Genomic DNA, 22,749 nt, shown 5'->3' with positions numbered 1-22,749 from the left:
CCGCTCCAGATATTCTCGTAGTCAAGCTTTCTGACGACTTCGTTCATCCTGCGGCCCGCAATTGCGCCTCCTGCTGTTGTCCGGCCGCGACGAGTTGGGTGACGTCGAGGATCAGTGCGACGCTGCCATCTCCGAGGATGGTGGCACCGGAGAACGTCACCACATCGTCATGCAGCTTGGACATGGATTTGATAACAGTCTGGTGGTCGCCGATGATCTGGTCGACGACCAGGCCGACCCGTTCGGATCCGGTCGAGACGACCACGACTTTCTGATGTTGATCTGGCGAGGTGCCGGTGTGAAAGAGCTCCCGCAGCCGGAGGAACGGCACGAGGCTGTCGCGCAGCGAGATGAAGCTGCGTCCGCGCGAACGCAAATCTTCTTCCAGCGAGAGTTCGAGGCATTCCTCGACGGCCGACAGAGGGATGACGTAGCAGCCGGTGCCGACGCGCACGAGAAGTCCCTCGATAATGGCCAGGGTCAGCGGAATGCGCAGCGAGACTTCGGAGCCTTCGCCGGGCCGGCTGATGACTTCGATGGCGCCGCGAAGCGCTTCGACGGTTTTCTTGACAACGTCCATGCCGACGCCGCGACCGGACAGGTTGGTGACTGTTGCAGCGGTGGAAAAACCCGGCTGGAAGATGAGCTGCAGCAGTTCCTGATCCGCCAGAACGGCGCCCGGCTGGATGAGGCCAGAGGACTCGGCCTTGGCCCGGACCCGCTCGCGATTGATGCCACGGCCGTCATCCTTGATGGTAATGATGACTTCGCCGCCCGTCTGTTGGGCCGACAGCAGGATTTTGCCCTTGGCAGGCTTGCCGGCTGCGATGCGGTCCTGTGGTACTTCCAGCCCATGGTCGATCGAGTTCCTGACCAGATGCACCAGCGGATCGGCCAGGCGGTCGATCACCGTCTTGTCGACTTCGGTGGTTTCGCCTTCCGTGACCAGTTCGATTTCCTTGCCGGTCTCGCGCGACAGATCGTGCACGAGGCGGCGGAAGCGGCCAAACAGGCTGGCAACCGGCATCATGCGCAGAACCATCATCGTGTCGCGCAGTTCGCCCGAAAGGCGTTCGATTTCTTCCGAAACAGAGCGCAGGCCGAGATCGGCGCCGGCGCCGGCGATTTGCGTGAGCCGCGATTGGGCAATGACCAGTTCGCCGACGCGGTCCATCATCTCGTCGAGGCGCTCTGCCGGAACCTTGACGTTCTCTGCCACCTTGTTCTGCCTGGAATCATTGGCGGCAACCACAGGCTGGGGTGCGTCACGCTCGATGGCTTTTGGTGAACTGACACCAGGTGCGGTTTCTGCAACTGCCTTTTCGGTCGGGTGCGGGAGTGCAGACGGCATCTCCGATATGGTCAGTTCCATGTCGTCCATGACGAAGATGAACACATCCTCGATATCGGAACGCGGCTTGGCGGTGGTCAGCGTGACATTCCAGGAAAGGTGCATGTCTGTCGGGTTGAGAAGATCGAAAGACGGGATCGTGCTGGTGTCTGCCACGATGCGGCACTTGCCGAGTTCACGCAGTTCGTCCAGCAGGCCAAGCGGATTGGTACCGTTGGCCATGGCGTTGGCCGGAAGTTGGAAGCGGATGGTCCAAGTCGTCTCACCGCTCTTCACCTGCGGGGCAGGTGCTGCGACAGAAGCTGTCGATTTGACCGGTGTCGCCGGCGCCGTATCGCTGCCGTTGACGGCCTCCTGCAGGGTCGCAAGCAGGGTGGCGCTCAAGGCATCATGGTCGCCGTTTGGCGTGTCGAGAAGGGCGCGCATGTGATCCTGCGCCGCCAGAACGGCTGCGACGAGTTCCTGCGTTGCCGGCACGTCGCCTTTGCGCACGCGGTCGAAAGCGGTTTCGCAATGGTGCGTGAAAGCGGCGAGCGCATCGAAGCCGAACATCGAGCCCGAACCCTTGAGCGTATGCAGGCCGCGGAAGACCGCATCGATCTTTTCCTTGTCGTCAAGGCGGCGCGTGAGGTCGAGAAGGCCGGATTCGACCTGCTCCAGCATCTCGGCAGCCTCGTTCAGAAAGACCGCAATCGGATCCTGATCGCTCATCGGCCAAGAACCTTTCTGGCGATCTTGACGAGGCTTTCGGGATCGAAGGGCTTGGTCAACCAGCCGGTGGCGCCGGCTGCCTTGGCCTGAGCCTTGATATCGCCATCGGATTCAGTCGTCAGGAAGATGACCGGAACGCCGGTATGGGCGGGCAGTTTGCGCAACTCACGGATCATCGTCAGGCCGTCCATGATCGGCATATTCAGATCAGTGACGATGAGATCGTATGTGCCGGCTTGGAGCTTGGTCAGTCCATCCTTGCCGTCCACGGCCTCGGTGACGGTATAACCCGCATTGGACAGGGCCACACGGGTCGTCAGGCGGATGCTGGCGGAATCGTCTACGGTCAAAATCTTTGCGGTCATCACACTGTCTCCCGGTGAAGCCAGAATTTCGCGGTTTCGGAGGAAATTTCGTCGTTGAACCCCCCGCGCGTCAGCACGTCGAGCAGGCCACCCGAGGCGGGCGCCTTCAGCAGGAGCGTCTTGCGGCAGCTTTCGGCATAGGCACGGGCCGCCTCGATCAATTGAACAAAGCTTAGGTCAACCTGGGATGTTTCTGCGATCTCAAGCGTAACTTCGCCGTTGTTACTGATCAGGCCCGATAGACGTTCCTTGACTTCAGCTACGGTCCGAATAGTCAACGCCCCCGTTAACTTCAACGGCGCAGCGGTATCTGCAGAAATTTGCATAATAGGCCCCGAACAATATTTGAGTAACTCTATATTCCCCGATAACAAATGTCTCAATTCTGACTTAATGAAAGGTAAATTTTTTGATTAAATTTCCCGCATTGGTAGTTTTTGCTGTCATAAAAATTAAAAAATCGGTGCGTTGACACACACTTATCACATTGATTTATATCAATATTTTATTCTTGTGCAGTTGTATCTAATATTATTTCTGCCCCACAAGAGTTTGCAGCACAACCCTTTGGGCGCCAGCGCCCTCATAACGAGAATCCGTGTAAAACAGACTATTTCTCGCAGGCCTCTTCTCTCGAAGTTTACGCTAAGTTTCCGACTCGTGATTACGATGTCCTTAAATTCGCGAGACATGGGGTATGGCGTTGTCTGGAAGATCAAATGTTGCGTACTCTCCGACCCGGTCCGCCGAGACCGATCTCGTGTCGCGGCTCGAAAGCGCCCGGTCGCAGATCGAGCAAAGGTTTCTCGCCGGTGGCGAAATCCTCATCTCCGTGCTCGACGTTCTCAACCGCTTATTGTCGACGCTCGACAATCTTGCAAAGTCGCTGGATGCAGAAACGGCGCAGTCTACTGCCGATCAGTTGGCGCAGACGGTCAGTCAGATTTCCCTCCTGCCGCAGCTTGAGCATGACCGGCAGCAGCGGCTGGAAGATGTGACAAAGACCGAGAAGGCTTTGCGTTCCTACGTCGACGATATGCAGGAAACGCTGCGTTACCTGCGCACCTTTGCGATTACAGCCAAAATCACCGGCGCCGGCATCGCGGATTTTGCCGGGTTCGCCGAAGAGATCATCGAACGCATTCAATTGGGCAGCACACAGGTCAACCAGCTTTCGGCCAATATTCTGGCGCTCGGGGCGACACTCGGCATTGCCTCGACGCGCGGACGCCAGACACTGGAGGGATACCGGAAGTCGGTGCCCGCGATCGTTGCCAGCCTTTCCAGCAATGTCAGCGAACTGGGTGCGCAGCGCCGGCACCTTGCAGACATCGCGGCCAGGGTGAGCGATTTAACGCGCAAGGTTCAAGGCAGGGTTAGCGTGACGCTCTCGGCGATGCAGATCGGCGATATTACGCGCCAGCGGATCGAGCATTGCCAGGCGGCGTTCTCGATCCTGGATGCCTATCTGGATTCACCCGAAGGCAGGGCGTTGCCGTTCGACGAGCTGAACCGTCTGTCGCTGGTGATCCGCCATCTCGTATCGCAGCAGCTCAACCAGATCACCACCGATTTCGACCGCGAGAGCGGCACGATCGTCGGTACGATCGCCGGGTTCAACACTGACATCGCCGGCCTGCTCGAACTGCACGGCGAAATGGAGCCGAAAGGTGGCGCGGGCACAAACAGCGCCATGCGGATACTGGAACGGGATGTCACTGCCGCACGGACCGTCGTCGGCGACATCGAAAAGGCGGCTGATGCGGCCAATGAACTCGGCTGCGGCACCATCGCCACGGTGCGCGAGCTTCTCGACGGCGTTGAAACGATCAAGCTGATCCGCACCGATATCCAGTATATGGCGCTGAACACCAATCTGCGCTGCAGCCGGTTGGGCGAAGAAGGCCGGGCGATCAATGTCGTGACCGGCGAACTCCGGGGTTTCGCCGGCAAGCTCGACGAGACGGCACAGAGCATCCTGGAGGAGCTCCAGGTTCTGCAGGCGAACGCCACGAAGTTGGGCGATTCACAGTCTGAAACGGACCGCGGCGAGCCGCTCGACACCAAGCTGGAGAACGCGCTAAACGCCATCCGCAGCGCCGGTGACATGATGGAAGAGGATCTGGTTGTCCTGCGGGGATGTGGCTACGACATCGCGACCAAGGTGACCGCGTCCGTTGCAAAGCTAGACTACAGGGCGCAGCTTGGTGATGTGCTGACCGGGTGCGCGCAGCAGGCTGCCGATCTTGCGGCAGAGGACTTCCCCCCGACCGATGGCCTGGAAGCAGCGCTTTCCGATGTCGGCGGCAAGATCGCCAAGGTCTATACAATGGTGAAAGAGCGCGAAGTGCATGCGGTGATATTCGGCAGCGCCGCCGCAGCGCCGAACCTGACCGTCGTCTCCAATGACGAGGACGATCTTTTCGAATCGGCGCTGTTTTGACCTCGCATCCGGTCAGTCATTGCCAAAACGACCGCTGACAGCACCTCCTGACAGCGAAGCGGCCGGGCAGCCCGTCTGATGGCGGCAAGCATCACGGCGTCACGCGCGCCTTTGCATAAAGACGCGCGCGTCCTTCAGAACTCGCTCTTCAAGCGTTCCATGAGATCGCCGAGAAGACGCCCTGTCGACTCCGTGGCCCCCGTCTCGACGTAGATGCGCATCTCGGGGGCATTGCCGGATTGCCGGAAGTGGACGGTGTCCTTGTTTGCAAACACCATGCGAACCCCGTCAAGCGTCGAGATTTCCACCGGGGCTGCGATCCGCGGGTCGAAAGCGGCCCTGAATTCGAGCGAGCTTTCCACCGACTTCAGGAAGACCTTGGCCTTGTCCGCCGATACCTCCTTGACGCGGTCGGCCTGCATGAAGCGCGGCGGCAAGCTTGCCGCCAGTTGCGACAGCCTCTTGCCCTCGGATTTCGCCAGGACAAGGCAGGCAACAGCCGGCAGGATGGCATCGCGCGTCGGCAGGCGCTGAAGCATGCCCTTGGCCAGCGGCACGTCGTCCTGAAGCAGGAAACCGCCATTGGCTTCAAAACCGACAACGGGATGGGCTTCGGCCTTGCCCATTTCGGCCACCACATAAGGCGATCCGATCATTGTCCGCACCACCGTGTCGAACCAGCCGGACTGTTCGACGGCGCCTGTGGAGGAGAGCGGCGTGACGACGGTCTTTGCACCGATGGCGCGCGCCGTCAGCATGCCCAGGACGTCGCCATGGATCTGTCGCCCGGTATCGTCGATCACCAGCGGGCGGTCACCGTCACCATCGGTGGAGACCACCGCATCCAGTCCATGTTCCAGGATCACCGCCTTGGCACGGGCCACATCATCCGGGTCCAGCGCCTCGGTATCGACGGCCACGAAGCGATCGACGCGCCTAAAGGGCGTGCATTGCGCGCCCAGCCCCTCAAAGATCGCTACCGTCAGATCGCGGCCGACCGCCGAATGCAGGTCCACACCGATCTTCAGGCCGGCCAGCGCATCGGTGCCGAACGCATCGATGTAGCGGCTGAGATAGGAGGATGCGACGTCGGCCAATGGCGCCCCGGGAGCCGCTGCGCCTGCGACAAGGCCAGCCGCCAGCATGGCCTCTGCCCGCAGCCGCACCGGTGCCTCGTCGGTTTTCAGAAACTCGCCGTCGGGCCGGTAGAACTTGATGCCGTTGTAGCTTTCCGGAATATGGCTGCCGGTGATCATCATTGCCGGAGCGCCACGGGCCATTGCATAGGCGGCAACGGCGGGCGTGGGCACTTCGCCGGCCCAGTCGGCCGTCCAGCCTTCCGCTTCGATCGCGGCCAGGCAATAGCCGGCGATCCGGGGGCTCGATTCCCTGAGATCGGCAGCGACATAGGCCGTCCTTCCCTCGCCGGCCTCCGCGCAGCGCTCCAGAAAGGCCCGGACATAGGCGGCGCAAACCTCCGCCGTGAAATCAACCGCCGGGCCGCGCAGGCCCGATGTTCCAAATGCTGCCGCCATGTGCGCTTCAAAGCTCCTGTTTTGAGATGCGGACCCGCTCAGTTGCGTCCGAACGCGTCTTCCAGACGAATGATGTCGTCTTCGCCAAGATAGGACCCGGTCTGTACTTCGATGAGCTCGAGCAGGATCTTTCCCGGATTGGAAAGCCGGTGCAGCTCGCCCTGTGGAATATAGACAGATTCGTTCTCGCGCAGCATGCGTTTGGTTTCGCCGATCTGCACCTCTGCCGTGCCGCGCACCACGATCCAGTGTTCCGACCGATGGTGGTGCTTCTGCAGCGAAAGCTGCTTGCCGGGCTTGACGAAGAGGCGCTTCACCTGAAAACGCTCGCCTGACAGAAGCGAGCTGAACCCGCCCCAGGGCCGATAGCTGGTGCGATGCTCTTCGGTGAGTCTCGCTGTCGTCGGCAGCTTTGCCAGATGCTTGACGACGGTTCCGACAGCCTGCGCGTCGGAAAGCTTGCCGACATAGACGGCGTCTTCGGACGCGATCACGACGGCGTCGTCGAGCCCGTTAATCACGACATGCGCGCCTTCGGACAGGGCAAACGAGTTTCGCGAATCAAAGACGTGCACAGGGCCCTTCGTCACGTTGCCGGAAGCGTCGGCTGGGCTTTCCTTCCAGACGGCATCCCAGGCGCCGAGATCAGACCAGCTGATTGGCGAGGGAACAACTGATGCCAGCGCTGTTTTTTCGAAAATCGCGTAGTCGACCGAGATATCCGGTGATTCCGCAAATTCCGTCTCGCCGAGACGCATGAAATCGAGGTCCTTGTGCGCGGCGGCGACAGAAGCCTCCGCAGCGGCCAGGACGTCGGGTGCCAGCGTCCCGCACTCGGACAGGAAAACGGCGGAATCGAACAGGAACATGCCGGAATTCCAGTAGTAGTTCCCACTGGCGATCATTTCCTGCGCCTTGGCCTCGTCCGGCTTTTCGACAAAGCGTTTGACGGCCAGCGCGCCGCTCGTCTGCGTGTCGCCGCCCTCGATATAGCCGAAGCCTGTCGCTGGCGCCGTCGGCGTGATGCCGAATGTCGCAAGACGTCCACTCTTGGCGGCAGCCACGGCCGTATCGACCGCGGTGAGGTAGGCGCTGTCGACGAGGATGTTGTGGTCGGACGCCAGCACGTGCACGAGACGGGCGCCATCGCGCGCGGCAATCAGCGAGGCTGCGGCGATCGCCGGCGCCGTATTTCGGGCGATTGGCTCGAGCACCACCTCTGCAAGCTCCACGCCGATTTCCTGCGCCTGCTCGGCGACCAGAAAGCGGTAGTCGGCATTGGTGACCACGATCGGCTTGTCGTATCGCTCGGGATCAGCCAGCCGCTGCAACGTCAATTGAAACAGGCTGAAGTCACCCGTCAAAGCCAGAAACTGCTTGGGCCGCTGCGAGCGGGACATTGGCCAGAGCCGCGTCCCCTTGCCACCGGCCAGAATGATGGGAACAATGAGATTTTCGGTCAAGGGATCAACGTTCCTTCTAATCGCCACGTCGTCTATTCCAATGGCTCCACCGCCAGAAAGCTCGAGCGATCACCGTATTTAACGATTGGATACGGTGGCAGGCACTTACCATATTGCTCTGAAGTTTTCGTGGTCGAACCTGCAAAATATTGAAACATGAATTGAAAAAATAAGCGGTCGCTTGCGCCATGCCAGCGTCCGTCCGTCAATTTGCTGCACTGCACTCCCCCGGTTTAGCATCGAAAAGCAGGAGAGTTCAACGACTATGTGCAAGTTCGGAGATGGCGGCACGACGCACGCCCGGCCGTGGCATGCTTTTGCGCTTGATCCGGACACGCCGGTTTTCCAACAGGACAGTCGAGTGCTGACGATCTGCACAGCCCCGATTATCGCAGCGTCACGCTGCGTCGATCAAAGCTTTCTGGCGATCAGCCCCCCCGCGGCAACCGCCGGGGAACTTAGGCGCGAGTGGCACGTTTCTCTCGCGCAATTAGTGGAAGAACAAAACAATGATGATGCGAATAATGTTTGGCGTTCTGCTCGGATCGGTGCTCAGCATCCTGGCCGTGAAATATGTCGAACACGACATGGATGGTGGCGTGCCGATGGCAACGCCAGCCAACGCCGCGGAGATCCTATAAGGATACCGCGCGGCCTTGACGCGTTTCTTCCCTTCATCGCGACAGAATAGACGTGAAGCCCTTCAGGCTGCAGGCAGCCTCGGGGCGCTCGCCACCATGCGGGCATAGTCGATTGCTGACAGCATGTTGGCGTGATTGGCCTTGCCTGTGCCTGCGATGTCGAAGGCGGTGCCATGATCGACGGAGACGCGATCAATCGGCAGGCCGAGCGAGACATTGACCGCCGTTTCGAAAGCCACGAGCTTGATGGGGATATGGCCCTGGTCATGATATTGCGCAATCACCAGATCGAAAGCGCCGCCATAGGCGCGGGCATAGACGGTATCCGCCGAGATCGGGCCGACGACGTCGATGCCCTTGGCCCGCGCCAGTTCGACAGCCGGTGCCAGAAATTTGGTGTCCTCATCCCCGAACAGTCCGCCCTCGCCGCAATGCGGATTGAGCCCGGCAACGGCGATCCGCGCTTTCTTACCGAGACGGAGAAAGTGCCTGTGGCCGGCCTCGATCGTTGCCAGAACGCGCTCGACAGTGGCGCGTTCGATGGCCGTGCGCAGCGAGACATGGGTCGAGACGTGGATCGTGTTCAGCCGCTCGGAGGCCAGCAGCATGAACGAACTCTTGGATTTCGTCAGATGCGCCAGCAGGCCGGTATGGCCATCGAAGTGATGGCCGGCAAGGTTCATGGCCTCCTTGTTGATCGGCGCCGTCACCATGCAATCGACGGCGCCTGACATGGCGAGTTCGACCGCGCGCTTGATGTAGCGCACCGAGGCGTCGCCGGCGATCGGGCTGACCTTGCCGATCTCAGGCAGGGCGCCATCGATCACCACCTCGTCGACCAGAACGGCATCGTCGCTTCCCGATGCGCCCGACGAGAAACGCAGGCTGGTGCCCGTCACGCGGTTGGCACGCTCGAGGGCCTCGACATTGCCGACGACGACGAAATTGACGCGATCCGCCTTCGGCAAGTCGGCCAGCGCCTTGACGATGACCTCGGGGCCAACGCCGGAGGGATCTCCGAGCGTGATGGCGACGCGCGATGTCTTACCCATGAAACTTCCTCATTTTTAAGCTTGCCGTGGCACATGCCGTCCGGCCGGCCTTGCGGTCTGACTAGTAGGCGGCCTCGTAGATCGACAGGATATCGGCCTGGCTGAGATCGCGGGGGTTGTTGTCGAGAAGCCGGCGGATGGCGAAGGCGTCGCCTGCCATGACCGGGAGATCGTCCTTCGGCACGCCCAGCGCAGAAAGCCGCATCTCGATGCCGAGCGTGTGGCAAAAGCCATGGGCGGCATCGAAAACAGCCTCCTGCGAAGCGGCAGGGGCAAACCCGAGAGCGGCAAGGATGGCTGCGGTTTTATCGGGCACCGCCGGGCTGTTGAAGGCCAGCACATGCGGAAAGATCAGCGCGTTGGCGGCACCGTGCGCCACATGCCAGCGCGTGCCGAGCGGATAGGCCAAAGCGTGACCGCCGGCCGTGTTGACCGGCCCGAGGCAGAAGCCACCATAGAGCGAAGCAAGCGACAGGCCGGCACGGGCTTCGGCATCGCTGCCATCGGCCACGGCACGGGCCAGAAACCGGCCGACCAGCCGCACGCCCTCGATCGCGTAGAGATCGATGAGCGGATGCGCCTTGCGATTGGTGAAGGCCTCAACACAATGGGCCATGGCATCGACGCCTGTCGCGGCGGTCGTTGCGGCCGGAACCGTCATGGTCAGCCCCGGATCGATGACCGCGATGTCGGCCAGCATATGGATGCTCTCGACAGCCAGTTTGGCCTGGGTTTCGGGATCGGTAACCAGCGCCCGGATACCGGCTTCGCTGCCGGTTCCTGATGTTGTCGGCACCTGCGCAAGCCCGACCCGGCGGCGTGCAGCCACCTTGTTCGGACCAACGACATCCTGCAGAGACTGGCTCGATCCGGCCAGCACCGCCGCCAGCTTGGCCAGATCCATGGCGCTGCCGCCGCCGAAACCGACGATCAATTCGGCGTCGGCGGAATTTGCGACCTCAAGCAGGCGGTCGAGATTATGGGTGTCCGGCTCCGGCCGCACGTCGGCAAACAACGTGATTGCGCCCTGAAGCCCGAGAAGATTAACACGCGAGGCATTGAAGGCATCGGAGACAACAAGCACGCGGCGATAGCCCTGCGCAACGGCCCATGTTCCGAGCCTGCCGGCCACGCCGACACCGAACTCGATGATCTGCGGCCGGATGATGGTGATCGGTGCTGGCAAGCTGTTCATGGGCCATTCCTTACTGATGCGGCTTCAACGGTTTTCATCGCCGATGGATCAACATGTAAATTTGTTATATAAATTCATCCCTACTGGCAAGAATAAAGGGATGAAGCCCGTCGCTTTTCAATTCATCCTCGGCAACAATCTGCCAGAACCCGCAGAATCGAAATCATAAATCATTGATTCTAAAACGTATATACAGGAACATCACGCATCATCGTGATTTCCACGCCTGCCCTTCCCGCGGCAACAAGCCGATAGCATCGGATTGACACGTCTTAGCAAAAATGGATCTTTCCTCTCAGATTCACCTGGATCCGGAAGCTGGACAGTGCGAAATTTTACAAATCCGAAACGTGCCGGCGAAACACTGCACGTCTGCGTGCCGTAGCTCCCACCCGCTGAACCTATCCGTGAGGCGGGAGGCGAACATATTTGATCGCGCGTCGATAATAGGTGTAGGCGACATGCAGCCCGCCATCCGGGCCCTCGATGATCGACGGATAGGAATATTCGCGGTTGAGCGCGTCCCTGGAATTGTTCGTCAGGCAATAGCCATCACCTATATCCAAGTCCTGCCGGTCGCTGAAACTCTGTCCGCCATCGCTCGAAATCACAAGGCTCAGCGGCGCGCGCGGGACACCCCAGACCGCACCAGTGCCTTTGTTCTCCGACATTTCCAAAGACGGAACGGGTTCGCAATCACCCGCCTCGCCCTCCGGCTCGATTTCATCGTACAGCGAAAGTCGCCGCTCCCCGGACATGGAGGCATTCGAATGATTGTAGACCATGGCGATCCGGCGGCCGGACAGGCGGGTGGCCTGGATTGAGGAGTTGTTGTTGGGCAGTTCCGTTGGTTCGGGCCTTGTCCAGGTCAGTCCGCTATCCACCGAGACGCTGCGCAGCACCTGCCGGGCAAAGCGGTTGCGATAGAAGGCAACCATCCGGGCACCACCGAGGGGAACAATGTTCATGTGCACGGCACCGACGCTGTCCGGCACGTCGGTCATCGTCCATTGGCACCCCTGATCACGGGAAACCAGCACGGCTGCGGTATCGACATTGCCTGTCCAGCGCTGGCCGGGTTCGCTGACGCAGCGGAAGACGGGCAAGAGCCAGACGCCGTCCTCATTGACCACGATCGGCTGGCGCACAAAGGTTCCGGGCGTATCGCAGAGCACGGCGGGCGGGCCGAAACTGCGGCCGCCATCCTGCGAAATCCGGCATTTGACGACCGCACCGTCCTGATTACCCGATGTCTGCGCGGTATAGAGCAGCCAGACGCAGCCATCCGGCGCGACGAAGATGATCGGGTTCTGTTCGGACCTCGCTGGATCGTCCGACATTTTCTCCGGTTGCGACCAGTGATCGGCACCGGGCGCCAGGCGTGCCATATAGATCGAAATATCGCCCATGCCCTCCATCGTGCCACCAAACCAGACGCAGGTCAGCGTGCCATCCGGAAGGAAAGCGAGGTTTGCAGCGTGATTCTGCACGCAAGGCGACGGGAGAAAGGCCTCGAACCGACCCGAAACATGCGGCACCGGCGTGATGTCACCGGTCATCCGTGGCGGGATTTCTTCAGGGTGCAGGCCGGAATTGCCAGACATCACATCCTCCTCCAGACGCCGACTACGGCAGTTGCGCGAACTTGGCGGCCAGATCAGCCTGGTCGGCGGGATTGAGCGCCATCAGCGGCGCACGCGGCTCTGCCCATTTCGGCTCGCCGGTCTTCAGCCCGACCATCGCCTTGATCGTCGGGATTTGAACATAGGTATTGGACAGGCTGCGATAAGCATTGATGCGCGCCTGCGCCGCCTCGACGCGGTCCGCCATGGCCGGATCAATGGCGTGGTCATAGACGGTGCGCAAGGATGCGGCGACAAGGTTGGAGGTTGCGGTGATGCAGCCCGCCCCGCCCGCCTTGACCAGCGGCAGCAACAGGGGATCGGCGCCTGCCAGAACGGAAAAACCCGGATATGCGGCCAGAAGCGCCTCCATATTGCCGAAATCCCCTGCGGAATCCTTGATGCCGACTGCCGTATCGGGAAACGCTGCAATCAGCCGGCCGATCAGCGGCAGGGACAGCGCGACACCGGACACCTGCGGGATATGATAGAGCACCACCTGCAGCCGGTCGTCGCCGATGGCCTCGATGATCCGCGCATAGGCGGCAAACAGCCCGTCGTCGGACACACCCTTGTAGTAGAAGGGCGGCAGCATCACGACCCGCGTTACCCCGAGCGACAGGGCGTGACGCGTTAGCGCGACCGTTTCGGGAATGGCCGCGACGCCCGTGCCCGGCATCAGCTTTTCCGGACCGATCCCCGCCTTGACCACCCCCTCGAGGAGAGCCTGTCGCTCCACCAAGGAAAAGGAGTTTGCCTCACCGGTCGTGCCGAGCAGGGCCACACCGTGACAGCCTTCATCGAGCAAACGCTGGCAATGCGCCGCGAACAGGCCAAGATCGGGACTATGGTCGGCGTTCAGCGGCGTCGTCGCTGCACTGTAGACACCGCGGATGCGGGGTGTGATCGTCATAAGGCAAAGTCCTCCCGGATCGTCGCTCCGCAGCCTCGCTGGAGGCGCGAACAAGCCTGCTTTTCAGCCGGATCATGACAAGTTGTCAAGATAAAAAAACCTACCGCATTGCAAACATAAAAATTCGTCGTTGTTTTATATATATATATTTCAGTTATGAGTTTTTTCTCCTCCCGATAAATGGAATTATTGTTGACAGATTTACAATATGGTTCCAGTGTCTGGCCTCATCATGGCGCGGCAACCTGTCGGGAACCAGGCAGAATGGAGGGCGCGATGATTGCATCTATTGGAGGATCAGATGTCTAATCAGAACAATGAATTCGCTTCGCCGAGATCACAACTCACCCGCCGCAGCGCCCTGAAAATCGGCCTCGGCACCAGCCTCGCCGTCACGCTTTTCGGCATGGGCGCGCGCATTGTCATGGCCCAGGAGGGCCAGGTGCTGAAGGTCGCCAACCCCGCCTTCAACCAGGATTGGTCGCCGTTGCGCGGCGGCGGCGTACCGTTCCGCTGGAATTCGGCATGGTGGGCCTCGCCGATGTATTTCGATGCGAAAGGCGACCTGCACCCATATGTCTTCACAAGCTGGGAGCCGTCCGACGACAACAAGATCTGGACCTTCAAGATTGACCCCAAAGCCGTCTTTTCGGATGGCAGCAAGATTACGGCTGAAGACGTGAAGGGGTCGTGGAACGTTGCCTCGATGCCCAACAGCAAGAGCCAGCGCGCCGACCAGGTGCTGGGCAAAGTCGCAGGCTTCGCGGAGGTCAGCGGCGGCACGGCCAAGGAAATCTCCGGCATCGCGACGCCGGATGAGGCAACCGTGGTCGTGACGCTCGGCGCCTCCGATCCGATCTTCTTCATGCGCATCGCCAATCACATCGCTCCGATCACCAAGGCTTCGCAGTCGCGCGGCGAAGACGGCGAAGAAGTGATGGACTGGTACATGCCGGACAATGGCGCCGTCTATTCCGGTCCGTTCAAGCTAACCAGCATCGATATCGACGCCGGCAAGCTGGTGTTCGAAGCCAATGAAAACTTCTTTGGACCGAAGCCGAAGCTGGCGCGCATCGAGATTTCCTCGATCGAAGACAATGTCACGGCGACGTCGCTTTTGAAATCCGGCGAGTTCAACGCCCATACCGAGCTTGTCACATCGACCATCGTCCAGGATCTCGGTGCCGATTTCGCATCGGGTCCGCTGATCCCGACCAGCCAGCATTTCTGGTTCAACAGCGCGCGCGCGCCGATGGACGATCCGAAGGTTCGCCAGGCACTGATCATGGCGGTCGACCGCGACGGGCTGATCAAGGCGTCTTTCCCGGACGGTCCGCACAAGAAGACCGATCAGGTCATCAATTCGGTTCCGGGAGCCGACAATTCCGGTTTCGAACCTTATCCCTATGATCCGGAGGCGGCCAAGAAGCTGCTTGCCGAATCCAGCTATGGTGGCCCCGAGCGCCTGCCGAAACTGCTTTTCGTCGGCATTTCCGGCCCGGCGATCGAGGCTGCGGCGCAGTTCATCGCCGAACAGTGGCGCCAGAACCTCGGCATCACCGCCGTCGACATGAAGCCGCAGCAGGATGCCTACTCCGGCCCGGACCAGAACGCGGTGCAGATCTTCCGCGACGACGTCGGCACCCGTGTACCAGATGCCGTCTCCTACCTCGCCGGTTCGATCGCCTCGACCTCGTCCAACGCCCAGAACAAGCTCGGTGGCTACAAGAACGACAAGGTCGACAGTCTGCTGGCCGAAGCGGCAACCAAGGCCGTCGACGATCCGCAGCGCGTCGCACTGGCGCAGGAAGCCCAAAAGGTCTTCCGTGAGGACTGGCAGTTCATCCCCTGGTACGCGCAGACCATGTCGCGCTGGGCCAATGCCAATGTCTCGGGCATGGACAAGAACCTCGACTGGCAGGTTGTCGCGCCCTGGGACATCTCGATCGCCTGATCGGCTGCGTGTCCTCTTCCCACGACCTCCTGTGCGGGAGCGGTTTCCGCTTCCGCACAAAGCTTGAATGCCGAGGTGTGATCAGGTGCTGATGCGCGCCTCCGTCGCCTCTTCTTTTGTAAACATGGGTGGGAGACTTCCATGCTGCGTTACATTGCGACCCGCTTCGCCGTCTGGATACCATCCGTCCTGCTCGTCATGCTCGGGGTCTATGCACTGGCCTATTTTGGTGCCGGAGACCCGATCAAGCTGATCTTCCTGCGCGCGCCCGGCGACGTCGCCTATAATCCCGAACGCATCGAGGCGATCCGCGAAAGCGCGGGTCTCAACCGGCCATTCCTCGTCCAGTTCGGCAGCTATATCTGGAACCTGCTGCATGGCAATTTCGGAAATTCGCTGACCTCTGGTCGCTCTGTCTGGGCGATGATTTCGGCGGCAGCGCCCGTTTCCTTCAAGCTTGCCCTCTGTTCCATCCTGCTCACCGCCGTCGTCGCCATCCCGCTCGGCCTGATCGCCGCGCTGAAACAGAACACCCGCACCGATTATGCCATTCTGGGTTCGGCACTCTTCCTCTGGGCCATCCCGGCCTATGTCGCCGGTCCGATGCTGATGGTGCTCCTGATCATGGTCATCCCCGGCTCCAATGTTCCGTATGGCTGGGGCGGGATCTTTGACGTTCGCATTCTGCTGCCGCTGTTCGTTCTGTCATTCCAGCCGATCGCGCTGATCGTGCGCCAGACGCGCGCCGCGGTGATCGAGGTACTGTCGGAGGATTTCGTGCGCACAGCCCGCGCCAAGGGCGTGCCGGAGATGATCGTTGCGCTGCGCCATATCTTGCGGCCGGTGCTGACACCCGTCGTGACCCAGCTTGGCCTGATCATGATCACCATCGTCAACGGCGCGATCTTTGTTGAACTGGTGTTCGGCCTGCCCGGCCTCGGTCGCCTGACTGTGCAGGCGCTGACCAACACCGACTACCCCGTCATTCTCGCCATCACGTTGATCGGCTCGTTCCTCGTGATGATCTCCAATCTGCTCGTCGATGTGCTGTATCCGCTGCTCGATCCGCGCGCCAACGACACGCGAAGGAGCCGCTGACTATGACCGTCGTTCCCATGGCCACCACCGACATCAAGGAAGAGCCTCCCGTCAGCCTCTGGCGCGACGCCTGGTTCCGGCTGCGCCGCAACCGGCTGGCCGTCTTCGGGCTTGGCGTCGTCGTGCTGCTGGCCTTCACGGCCCTGTTCGGTCCCTATCTGACGCCGTTCGATTTTCTGAGCCAGAATCTCGATGCGCGCAACATGCCACCGTCGCTGACCCATCTGTTCGGCACCGACGATCTGGGTCGCGACGTCTTCAGCCGGGTGATCTTCGGCACGCGAACCGCCTTTCTCGTGGCCATCGTCGTGACCGCGATCGCCGTCGTGATCGGCGTGACGCTCGGCGCCCTGGCCGGCTTTTTCGGCGGCTGGCTCGACAGGGTCGTCATGTGGCTGACCGATATGACGATGTCGATCCCCAATCTCCTGCTCGTCGTCGTCATCAATGCTTCGTTGAAATCACCGATATCGAGCTGGATGGAGAGCCGCTACCTGGCAACGCTCAATCCCTTCTACCGCGAAACGATCTGGGTCGATTTCCTCCTGGTCTTCGGTTCCATGGCGCTGATTTCCTGGCCACCCTATGCCCGCCTCGTGCGCGCCCAGGTCCTGTCCATCCGCTCGCGGCCCTACATCACCGCAGCGCAGGCGCTGGGCCTCACCAACCGCATCATCCTCATGCGCTATGTGGTGCCCAACGCGCTGGGGCCGCTGATCGTTGCGGTCAGCGCCGGGCTCGGGACCGCGATGGTGCTGGAAAGCGCCTTTTCGTTCCTCGGCGTCGGGGTCAATCCGCCGACACCGAGCTGGGGCAACATGATCTCCGACGGCCTGCGCGTGTGGCAACACTACCCGCATCTTCTGGCAGCCCCCGCTGCCGTGCTCGGTCTTGCCTCGGTTGCCTTCTCCTTCCTCGGCGACGGCCTCAACGACGCCCTCAATCCACGCGGTGCCAAATGACGAAGACGAACACCAGCGAACGGCTGCTCGACGTCAAAGGCCTGACGATCGAGATCGAGACGCGCAACGGGCCGGCGACCATCGTGGACGGCATCGACCTCCATGTGAACAAGGGCGAGACACTCGGCGTCGTCGGCGAATCCGGCTGCGGCAAGAGCCTGACCATGCTTAGCCTGATGCGGCTGTTGCCGAACAAGATCCGCGTCACCAAGGGCACAGCCCATTTTGCCGGGCGCGACCTGCAGACCATGTCCAATTCGGAACTGCGAAAGGTGCGCGGCGGCGAGGTCGGCTTCGTCTTCCAGGATCCGATGACGTCGCTCAACCCGGTGATGCGCATCGGCCAGCAACTGGCCGAGCCGCTGATCTATCATCGCGGCATGAACAAGGCACAGGCGCGCAAGCGTGCCGGCGAGTTGCTGAAGCTTGTCGGCATTCCCGGCGCCGAGGACCGCCTCGATGCCTATCCGCATGAGTTGTCCGGTGGCATGCGCCAGCGGGTGATGATCGCCATCGGACTTGCCTGCAACCCACAGCTCTTGATCGCCGACGAACCAACGACCGCGCTCGATGTCACCATTCAGGCCCAGATCGTCGACCTGGTGAAGGAGCTGCGCGACAGGCTCGGCATGTCGATTGTCTGGATCACCCATGATCTTGCCCTGATCGCCGGCCTGGTGGATCGCGTTGCGGTGCTCTATGCCGGGACCGTCGTCGAGGATGCACCGGTGGACGACCTGTTTGCCCGCCCCGCCCATCCCTATACACAAGGTCTTCTCGCCTCGATCCCGAAACTTTCGGACGAGAGGGCGAGCCGTTTGAGCTCGATCGGCGGCACACCGCCGGAACCCGGTCGCCGGCCGAAAGGTTGCCCTTTTGCGCCGCGTTGCCCTCTGGCAGAGGCCATCTGCCACGACAAGGTGCCGGTGCTGGAAAGCCTTGTTTCTGCCGGGGCGCATCGCGTCGCCTGCTTTGTCGCGCAACGCAAGCTGGAGGCTGCATGATGGGTGCCCAACCGCTTATGCGCATCGAAAACCTCGTCAAGCATTTCCATGTTCGCCTCGGCGCCTTCGGGGAACGCGCGGCCACCGTGCATGCGCTGGACGATATCACTTTTGACATTCTGGACGGCGAGACGCTGAGCCTTGTCGGCGAATCCGGTTGCGGCAAGTCGACCACCGGCTTTACCCTGCTCAACCTGCACAAGGCGACACACGGCAAGGTCATCTACCAGGGCAAGAACATCGTCGAACTCGACGAAAAGGCGATGCGCCCCTATCGCCGCCAGTTGCAGATCGTCTTTCAGGATCCCTACTCGACCCTCAACCCGCGCATGACGATCGGGGAAGCGGTTGGCGAACCGATCCTGTTTCACAAGCTGGCAACCAAGGCCGAACTGAAGGACGGGATCGCCACGCTGCTTGCCGATGTCGGCCTGCCGCCGCGTTTTGCCTCGCGCTACCCGCATGAGCTGTCGGGCGGCCAGCGGCAGCGCGTCGCCATTGCCCGGGCGCTGGCCTGCCAGCCAAAATTCATCGTCTGCGACGAGGCGATCTCGGCGCTCGATGTCTCCGTGCAGGCGCAGATCATCAACCTTCTGCTCGACCTGCAGCAGAAATACGGCCTGACCTATCTGTTCATCGCCCATGATCTTGCTGTTGTCCGGCATATCAGCGACCGGGTCGGCGTCATGTATCTCGGCCGCCTTGCAGAACTGACGAGCCGTGAAGAGCTGTTCGACAATCCGCTGCATCCCTATACTAAGGCGCTGCTGTCAGCGGTTCCGGAGGCCGATCCGGCACATGAACGCAGCCGCAAACGGCAGGTGCTGCAGGGCGATGTCCCAAGCCCGCTGTCGCCACCTTCCGGTTGCCGGTTTCACACACGCTGCCCTGTCGCCATGGATGTCTGCAGCAAGGTCGTGCCGGAATGGCGCGAGGCCCTGCCCGGACACCATGTCGCCTGCCACGCCGTGACCGAGGGTATTTCCGGCACGGGAGGCCTGCCTGGATGACGTTGCTTGCCGTCATCATTGCCGACGATCTCACCGGTGCGCTGGACACCAGCACGCCCTTTGTCGAAGCCGGATTGACGGTCGCCGTTGCAATCGAACCGGGCGTGCTTGCGCCGGCGCTGGCGCTGGAGCCGGATATTCTGGCGGTCAACACCGCCTCGCGCGGTCTCTCCTCCAAGGCGGCCGTGGACCAGATCGCGCTCGTCCTTGCAGGACTTGGCCCTGCCCTGCCCGACATTCTGTTCAAGAAGATCGACTCGCGACTGAAAGGCAATGTCGCCGCCGAGAGTCTGGCCTTGGCCAGGATCAGCGGGCGCCACACCATCGTTGTCGCGCCCGCCATTCCCGACCAGCAACGTTTTACGATCGGCGGAGCCGTGAGCGGCCGCGGGGTCGAGGCCCCCCTTCCTATCCGGGCCCTGTTCGGCCAGACGGACATGGCCCTCGACATCATCGACGCGACGGATGATGCCGATCTGGATCGTACGGTATCGGGTATTCATTCGCCGCAGACGGTGCTGGTTGGCGCGCGCGGCCTCGGCAGCGCACTGGCGCGGTCCCTGGCCCGTTCCCTGCCCCTTTCCGGGAGCCGCGCTGGGCAAAGGACAGCGCCTGCCAACGTTTGCTTCGCGCCAATGGCAGAAACCCTGTTTGCATTTGGTTCCCGGGATCCGATCACTGCAGCGCAGATCGATCGCCTGCAGCAGGGATGCTACCTGGACAAGGTGCTCGATGCGCCGGCCGGTTCCGTTTTGCAGATGCATTCGCCGACACTGCCGGCGGTCATCCGCTGCACCGGCGAAATGAGCGACAGGCCCGACCGCGTTGTTTCGCTGTTTGCGGAGGGGATCTCGCAGATGGTAGGCGCAACGCGTCCCGACATGCTGATGATGGGTGGTGGCGATACGGCACTTGCCATTCTGCAGGCACTCGGCGCCAAGGTCCTGATGCCCTGCGGCGAAATCGAGGCCGGCATGCCCTGGTTCCAGATCGGGCTGCAGGACGGGCGATCCCTGGTCTGTGCGGTCAAATCGGGGAGCTTCGGTAATGCCGATTCTTTGCTAAAACTCATTCCGGAGAATCTGCTAAAGCAGATCGGCGCCGGGAAACCGGCCCGTGACAACACTTGTGGTGAAAAGCATGACGCATGACGCACCCTCGACCGGCGAACCCGGCCCAGCCCCCAAGGCGGAGCGGGGTAAATCGGTGCGGCTGGTCGATCGCGTTGTCGAGCAGTTGCGTGAACGCATCCGCTCCGGCAATTATCCGGCGGACTCGCGCCTGCCCGGCGAGCATGAACTGGCGTCGATCATGGGGGTTTCGCGACCGATCATACGCGACGCGCTCGGGCAATTGCGCGAGGAGGGGCTCGTCTATTCGCGGCAGGGGGCCGGGACATTCGTCAGCGCCCGGGCGACGCCTGCGGCTCATCTTGCCTATTCGCCGGTCAAGACCATTGCCGATATCCAGCGCTGTTACGAATTCCGCCTGACGATCGAGCCGCAAGCGGCCTATTTTGCCGCCCAGCGCCGCGACGAGGCCGCCATCCAGAAGATCGCGGCGGCGCTTGCGGATTTGCGCGAAGCCACGAGCCACCAGTTGCACCGGACCGACGCCGACTTCGTTTTCCACAAATGCGTGACCGAAGCCGCCAACAATCATTATTATACAGCCTCCATCGATGCGCTGAAGCCGCATATCGCCGTCGGCATGCACCTGCACGGGCTGTCCTTGATGGGGCCACGTCTCGGACTGGAAAAGGTTTTTCAAGAGCACGACGCCATCTATCAGGCAATCGCCGAGGGGCGCGCCGAGGATGCACAGACGGCGATGCGCCTGCATCTGGAGGGGTCGCGCAACCGGCTGTTCGAGGACAGGGTTCTGGACCTGTCATTCTGAAAACGGAAAAGCCCGGCATCCGCATGGATTGCCGGGCTTTCATATTCCGTCGCGGCAGATTTGCCGAACCTGTCCGCTGCTATTTGCCGAACCTGTCCGCTGCTAAAGGTCGTCTGCAACGTTGATGACACCGGAGGCGATGCCGATCGGCCTGCCAACGATCGTCAGGAATTTGCCGATGTCCACGGCAGGGTGACGCGATGCGTAGATCACGTCGCGGCTCTTTACGGGGAACGTCTGGCCGACGATCAGGCTGTCAGGCTTCGACATGTCGAGGCGATAGACGATCGGATAACGGCCGATGCTGTCCGGCGTCATGCCCTTGTTCAGCATTTCGTCGAAACGCTGCGTGCCGAGCAGGCTCATGATCACGTCAGGCTCTTCGTAACGGAAGACAAAATAGCCCTTCATGTCAACGGCCGCATCACTGCCGCCACCGGCCATTGCAACGGCCTCGAGAAGGTTGACGTCGTTGGCACCGAATTCGATGCGCTTGTTCTGCTTGGCCGCGCCGAGGATCGTGAAGGTGCGCGGATCGCGCGTCACGAAAATCTGGTCGCCGGGCTGGACATGCACGTTTTCCGACGGGTTCTCGATGATCGACTTCAGCAGAACCGTCCCGGTCTTCTTGCCGCGAACGAGCGTCACATAGGTTTCGTAAGGCTGCGATGTCGGACCGCCGGCCTTGGCGATCACCTCGTTGATGGTTTCGCCGACCAGATTGAGCGGCACCAGTGCGGAACGTCCGACAGCGCCCGACACGGTGACATTGCGCGATGCGGTGGACATGCTGGTCACGATCACATCAGGCTCGACTGCCTTGTTGAGCAATTGCTTGAGGATTGTCTGGCGAGCCTGCTCCAGTGTCTTGCCGGAAAACTTCACGGAACCGACATAGGGAATGGCCGCCGTGCCGTCCGGCTGAACCACAAGATCCAAATTCGTCTGCTTGGAATCGGCGGTCGAGAACAGGCCATCGCTGCCGGCTTCGAAGATCGTGACTTTCAGCTGGTCTCCCACGCCGATGACCACCTGGCCGACGCCGCCGCCAATGCCGAAGCGCCGGTTGAGCGCCGTTGCGACATAGTCAGACACAAGCCGGGCGGAACGCCCGTCCACGTCGACAATCTCATAGGGAACCGTGTTTTCACGGCCAATTTCATAGCCGGATTTCCCGGCATCCGCGAGGATGTCCGACGAAACAGGCCCCTCTCCGGGAACAGCCTGACATCCCGTCAAGACGGCGCAGATCAGGATGGCATTCAAACGGACCAATTAAAGCACTCCGAAATCAACGCGCTGACGACATTCGTCAAAGGACAGGCGCTGTCGCATTCTAGAACCGGGAATCCCGATGGATCCTTGAAAAGCATAATAGATGACCCACAACAAGTCATCCGGATGGGTTTTCGGCCAAATAATTCACGGTGCGCCTTTCCGGCAATACCTCTCCACAACGGTTACGGCATGTTTCCATAATTGTTTTGGCACACCGGACCGCATGTGTATCTTCGATCGACAGGGTTGAAAC

At 61.1% G+C, this 22,749-nt stretch carries 19 protein-coding genes; 9 read left to right on the top strand and 10 right to left on the bottom strand.

Going from position 1 to position 22,749, the window contains the following annotated elements:
• Positions 1-43: 43 nt before the first annotated feature.
• Genes AX760_RS01825 through AX760_RS01815 form a run of 3 tightly spaced genes read right to left on the bottom strand, consistent with a single transcriptional unit; the run spans position 44 to position 2,753 of the window.
• Positions 44-2,062, bottom strand: a complete 2,019-nt coding sequence (locus tag AX760_RS01825) for a chemotaxis protein CheA (protein WP_071831136.1) — start codon at positions 2,060-2,062, stop codon at positions 44-46.
• On the bottom strand, positions 2,059-2,427 hold the full coding sequence (locus AX760_RS01820) for a response regulator (RefSeq protein ID WP_071831135.1): 369 nt from the start codon (positions 2,425-2,427) through the stop codon (positions 2,059-2,061). The genes AX760_RS01825 and AX760_RS01820 overlap by 4 nt, the downstream gene beginning before the upstream one ends.
• Positions 2,427-2,753: an STAS domain-containing protein gene (locus tag AX760_RS01815; protein WP_071831134.1), complete on the bottom strand. Its 327-nt coding sequence runs from the start codon at positions 2,751-2,753 to the stop codon at positions 2,427-2,429. Before AX760_RS01815 ends, AX760_RS01820 begins: the two co-directional genes overlap by 1 nt.
• A gap of 377 nt (positions 2,754-3,130) precedes the next feature.
• Here AX760_RS01815 and AX760_RS01810 point away from each other — a divergent pair, with 377 nt between their 5' ends.
• Entirely contained in the window at positions 3,131-4,870 is a 1,740-nt protein-coding gene (locus AX760_RS01810; RefSeq protein WP_139276419.1) for a hypothetical protein, read from the top strand.
• A gap of 134 nt (positions 4,871-5,004) precedes the next feature.
• Here AX760_RS01810 and AX760_RS01805 read toward each other — a convergent pair whose 3' ends face one another.
• A complete protein-coding gene (locus AX760_RS01805) occupies positions 5,005-6,405 on the bottom strand; it encodes a phosphohexomutase domain-containing protein (RefSeq protein ID WP_071831132.1) in 1,401 nt (466 codons plus the stop codon).
• A 38-nt stretch (positions 6,406-6,443) separates the two neighbouring features.
• Positions 6,444-7,868: a mannose-1-phosphate guanylyltransferase/mannose-6-phosphate isomerase gene (locus AX760_RS01800; RefSeq protein ID WP_071831131.1), complete on the bottom strand. Its 1,425-nt coding sequence runs from the start codon at positions 7,866-7,868 to the stop codon at positions 6,444-6,446.
• Between the two features lie 509 nt (positions 7,869-8,377).
• Between AX760_RS01800 and AX760_RS27905 the strand changes: the two genes are divergently transcribed.
• Positions 8,378-8,509 (top strand): hypothetical protein, encoded by a 132-nt coding sequence (locus AX760_RS27905; protein WP_280950745.1) that lies wholly within the window; start codon positions 8,378-8,380, stop codon positions 8,507-8,509.
• A gap of 62 nt (positions 8,510-8,571) precedes the next feature.
• On the opposite strand, the gene pdxA is transcribed toward AX760_RS27905, so the two are convergent.
• From pdxA to AX760_RS01780, 4 genes are all read right to left on the bottom strand, one after another.
• A complete protein-coding gene (pdxA, locus tag AX760_RS01795) occupies positions 8,572-9,561 on the bottom strand; it encodes a 4-hydroxythreonine-4-phosphate dehydrogenase PdxA (protein ID WP_071831130.1) in 990 nt (329 codons plus the stop codon).
• A gap of 61 nt (positions 9,562-9,622) precedes the next feature.
• Entirely contained in the window at positions 9,623-10,756 is a 1,134-nt protein-coding gene (locus tag AX760_RS01790; protein WP_071831129.1) for an iron-containing alcohol dehydrogenase, read from the bottom strand.
• 401 nt (positions 10,757-11,157) lie between these two features.
• Positions 11,158-12,360 carry a sialidase family protein gene (locus tag AX760_RS01785; protein WP_071831128.1) on the bottom strand — a complete coding sequence of 401 codons (1,203 nt, stop codon included), beginning with the start codon at positions 12,358-12,360 and terminating at the stop codon, positions 11,158-11,160.
• Positions 12,361-12,382: 22 nt separating this feature from the next.
• The gene (locus AX760_RS01780; RefSeq protein WP_071831127.1) at positions 12,383-13,291 is read right to left on the bottom strand and encodes a dihydrodipicolinate synthase family protein; all 909 of its coding nucleotides are present in this window, start codon (positions 13,289-13,291) and stop codon (positions 12,383-12,385) included.
• A gap of 301 nt (positions 13,292-13,592) precedes the next feature.
• On the opposite strand from AX760_RS01780, the gene AX760_RS01775 reads away from it, so the two are divergent.
• The 7 genes from AX760_RS01775 to AX760_RS01745 all read left to right on the top strand — a co-directional run bounded on the left by AX760_RS01775 (position 13,593) and on the right by AX760_RS01745 (position 21,218).
• Positions 13,593-15,245 (top strand): ABC transporter substrate-binding protein, encoded by a 1,653-nt coding sequence (locus tag AX760_RS01775; protein ID WP_071831126.1) that lies wholly within the window; start codon positions 13,593-13,595, stop codon positions 15,243-15,245.
• A gap of 141 nt (positions 15,246-15,386) precedes the next feature.
• Entirely contained in the window at positions 15,387-16,343 is a 957-nt protein-coding gene (locus AX760_RS01770) for an ABC transporter permease (RefSeq protein ID WP_071831125.1), read from the top strand.
• Positions 16,344-16,345: 2 nt separating this feature from the next.
• Positions 16,346-17,305 (top strand): ABC transporter permease, encoded by a 960-nt coding sequence (locus AX760_RS01765; RefSeq protein WP_071831124.1) that lies wholly within the window; start codon positions 16,346-16,348, stop codon positions 17,303-17,305.
• The gene (locus AX760_RS01760; protein WP_071831123.1) at positions 17,302-18,309 is read left to right on the top strand and encodes an ABC transporter ATP-binding protein; all 1,008 of its coding nucleotides are present in this window, start codon (positions 17,302-17,304) and stop codon (positions 18,307-18,309) included. The genes AX760_RS01765 and AX760_RS01760 overlap by 4 nt, the downstream gene beginning before the upstream one ends.
• Entirely contained in the window at positions 18,309-19,319 is a 1,011-nt protein-coding gene (locus AX760_RS01755) for an ABC transporter ATP-binding protein (RefSeq protein WP_071831122.1), read from the top strand. The genes AX760_RS01760 and AX760_RS01755 overlap by 1 nt, the downstream gene beginning before the upstream one ends.
• Positions 19,316-20,470, top strand: a complete 1,155-nt coding sequence (locus AX760_RS01750; protein WP_071831121.1) for a four-carbon acid sugar kinase family protein — start codon at positions 19,316-19,318, stop codon at positions 20,468-20,470. Before AX760_RS01755 ends, AX760_RS01750 begins: the two co-directional genes overlap by 4 nt.
• Positions 20,460-21,218: a FadR/GntR family transcriptional regulator gene (locus AX760_RS01745; RefSeq protein ID WP_071831120.1), complete on the top strand. Its 759-nt coding sequence runs from the start codon at positions 20,460-20,462 to the stop codon at positions 21,216-21,218. Before AX760_RS01750 ends, AX760_RS01745 begins: the two co-directional genes overlap by 11 nt.
• A 102-nt stretch (positions 21,219-21,320) precedes the next feature.
• Here the strand turns inward: AX760_RS01745 and AX760_RS01740 are convergent, their stop codons facing one another.
• Positions 21,321-22,493, bottom strand: a complete 1,173-nt coding sequence (locus tag AX760_RS01740) for a polysaccharide biosynthesis/export family protein (protein WP_071831119.1) — start codon at positions 22,491-22,493, stop codon at positions 21,321-21,323.
• Positions 22,494-22,749 lie beyond the last annotated feature (256 nt).

Origin of the sequence: Pararhizobium antarcticum, from assembly GCF_001885585.1 — a bacterium.
In the GTDB taxonomy this organism is placed as follows: Bacteria; Pseudomonadota; Alphaproteobacteria; order Rhizobiales; family Rhizobiaceae; genus Pararhizobium; species Pararhizobium antarcticum.
The sequence above is the reverse complement of the archived record's forward strand: the minus strand, read 5'-3'. Positions and strand labels throughout refer to the sequence as shown.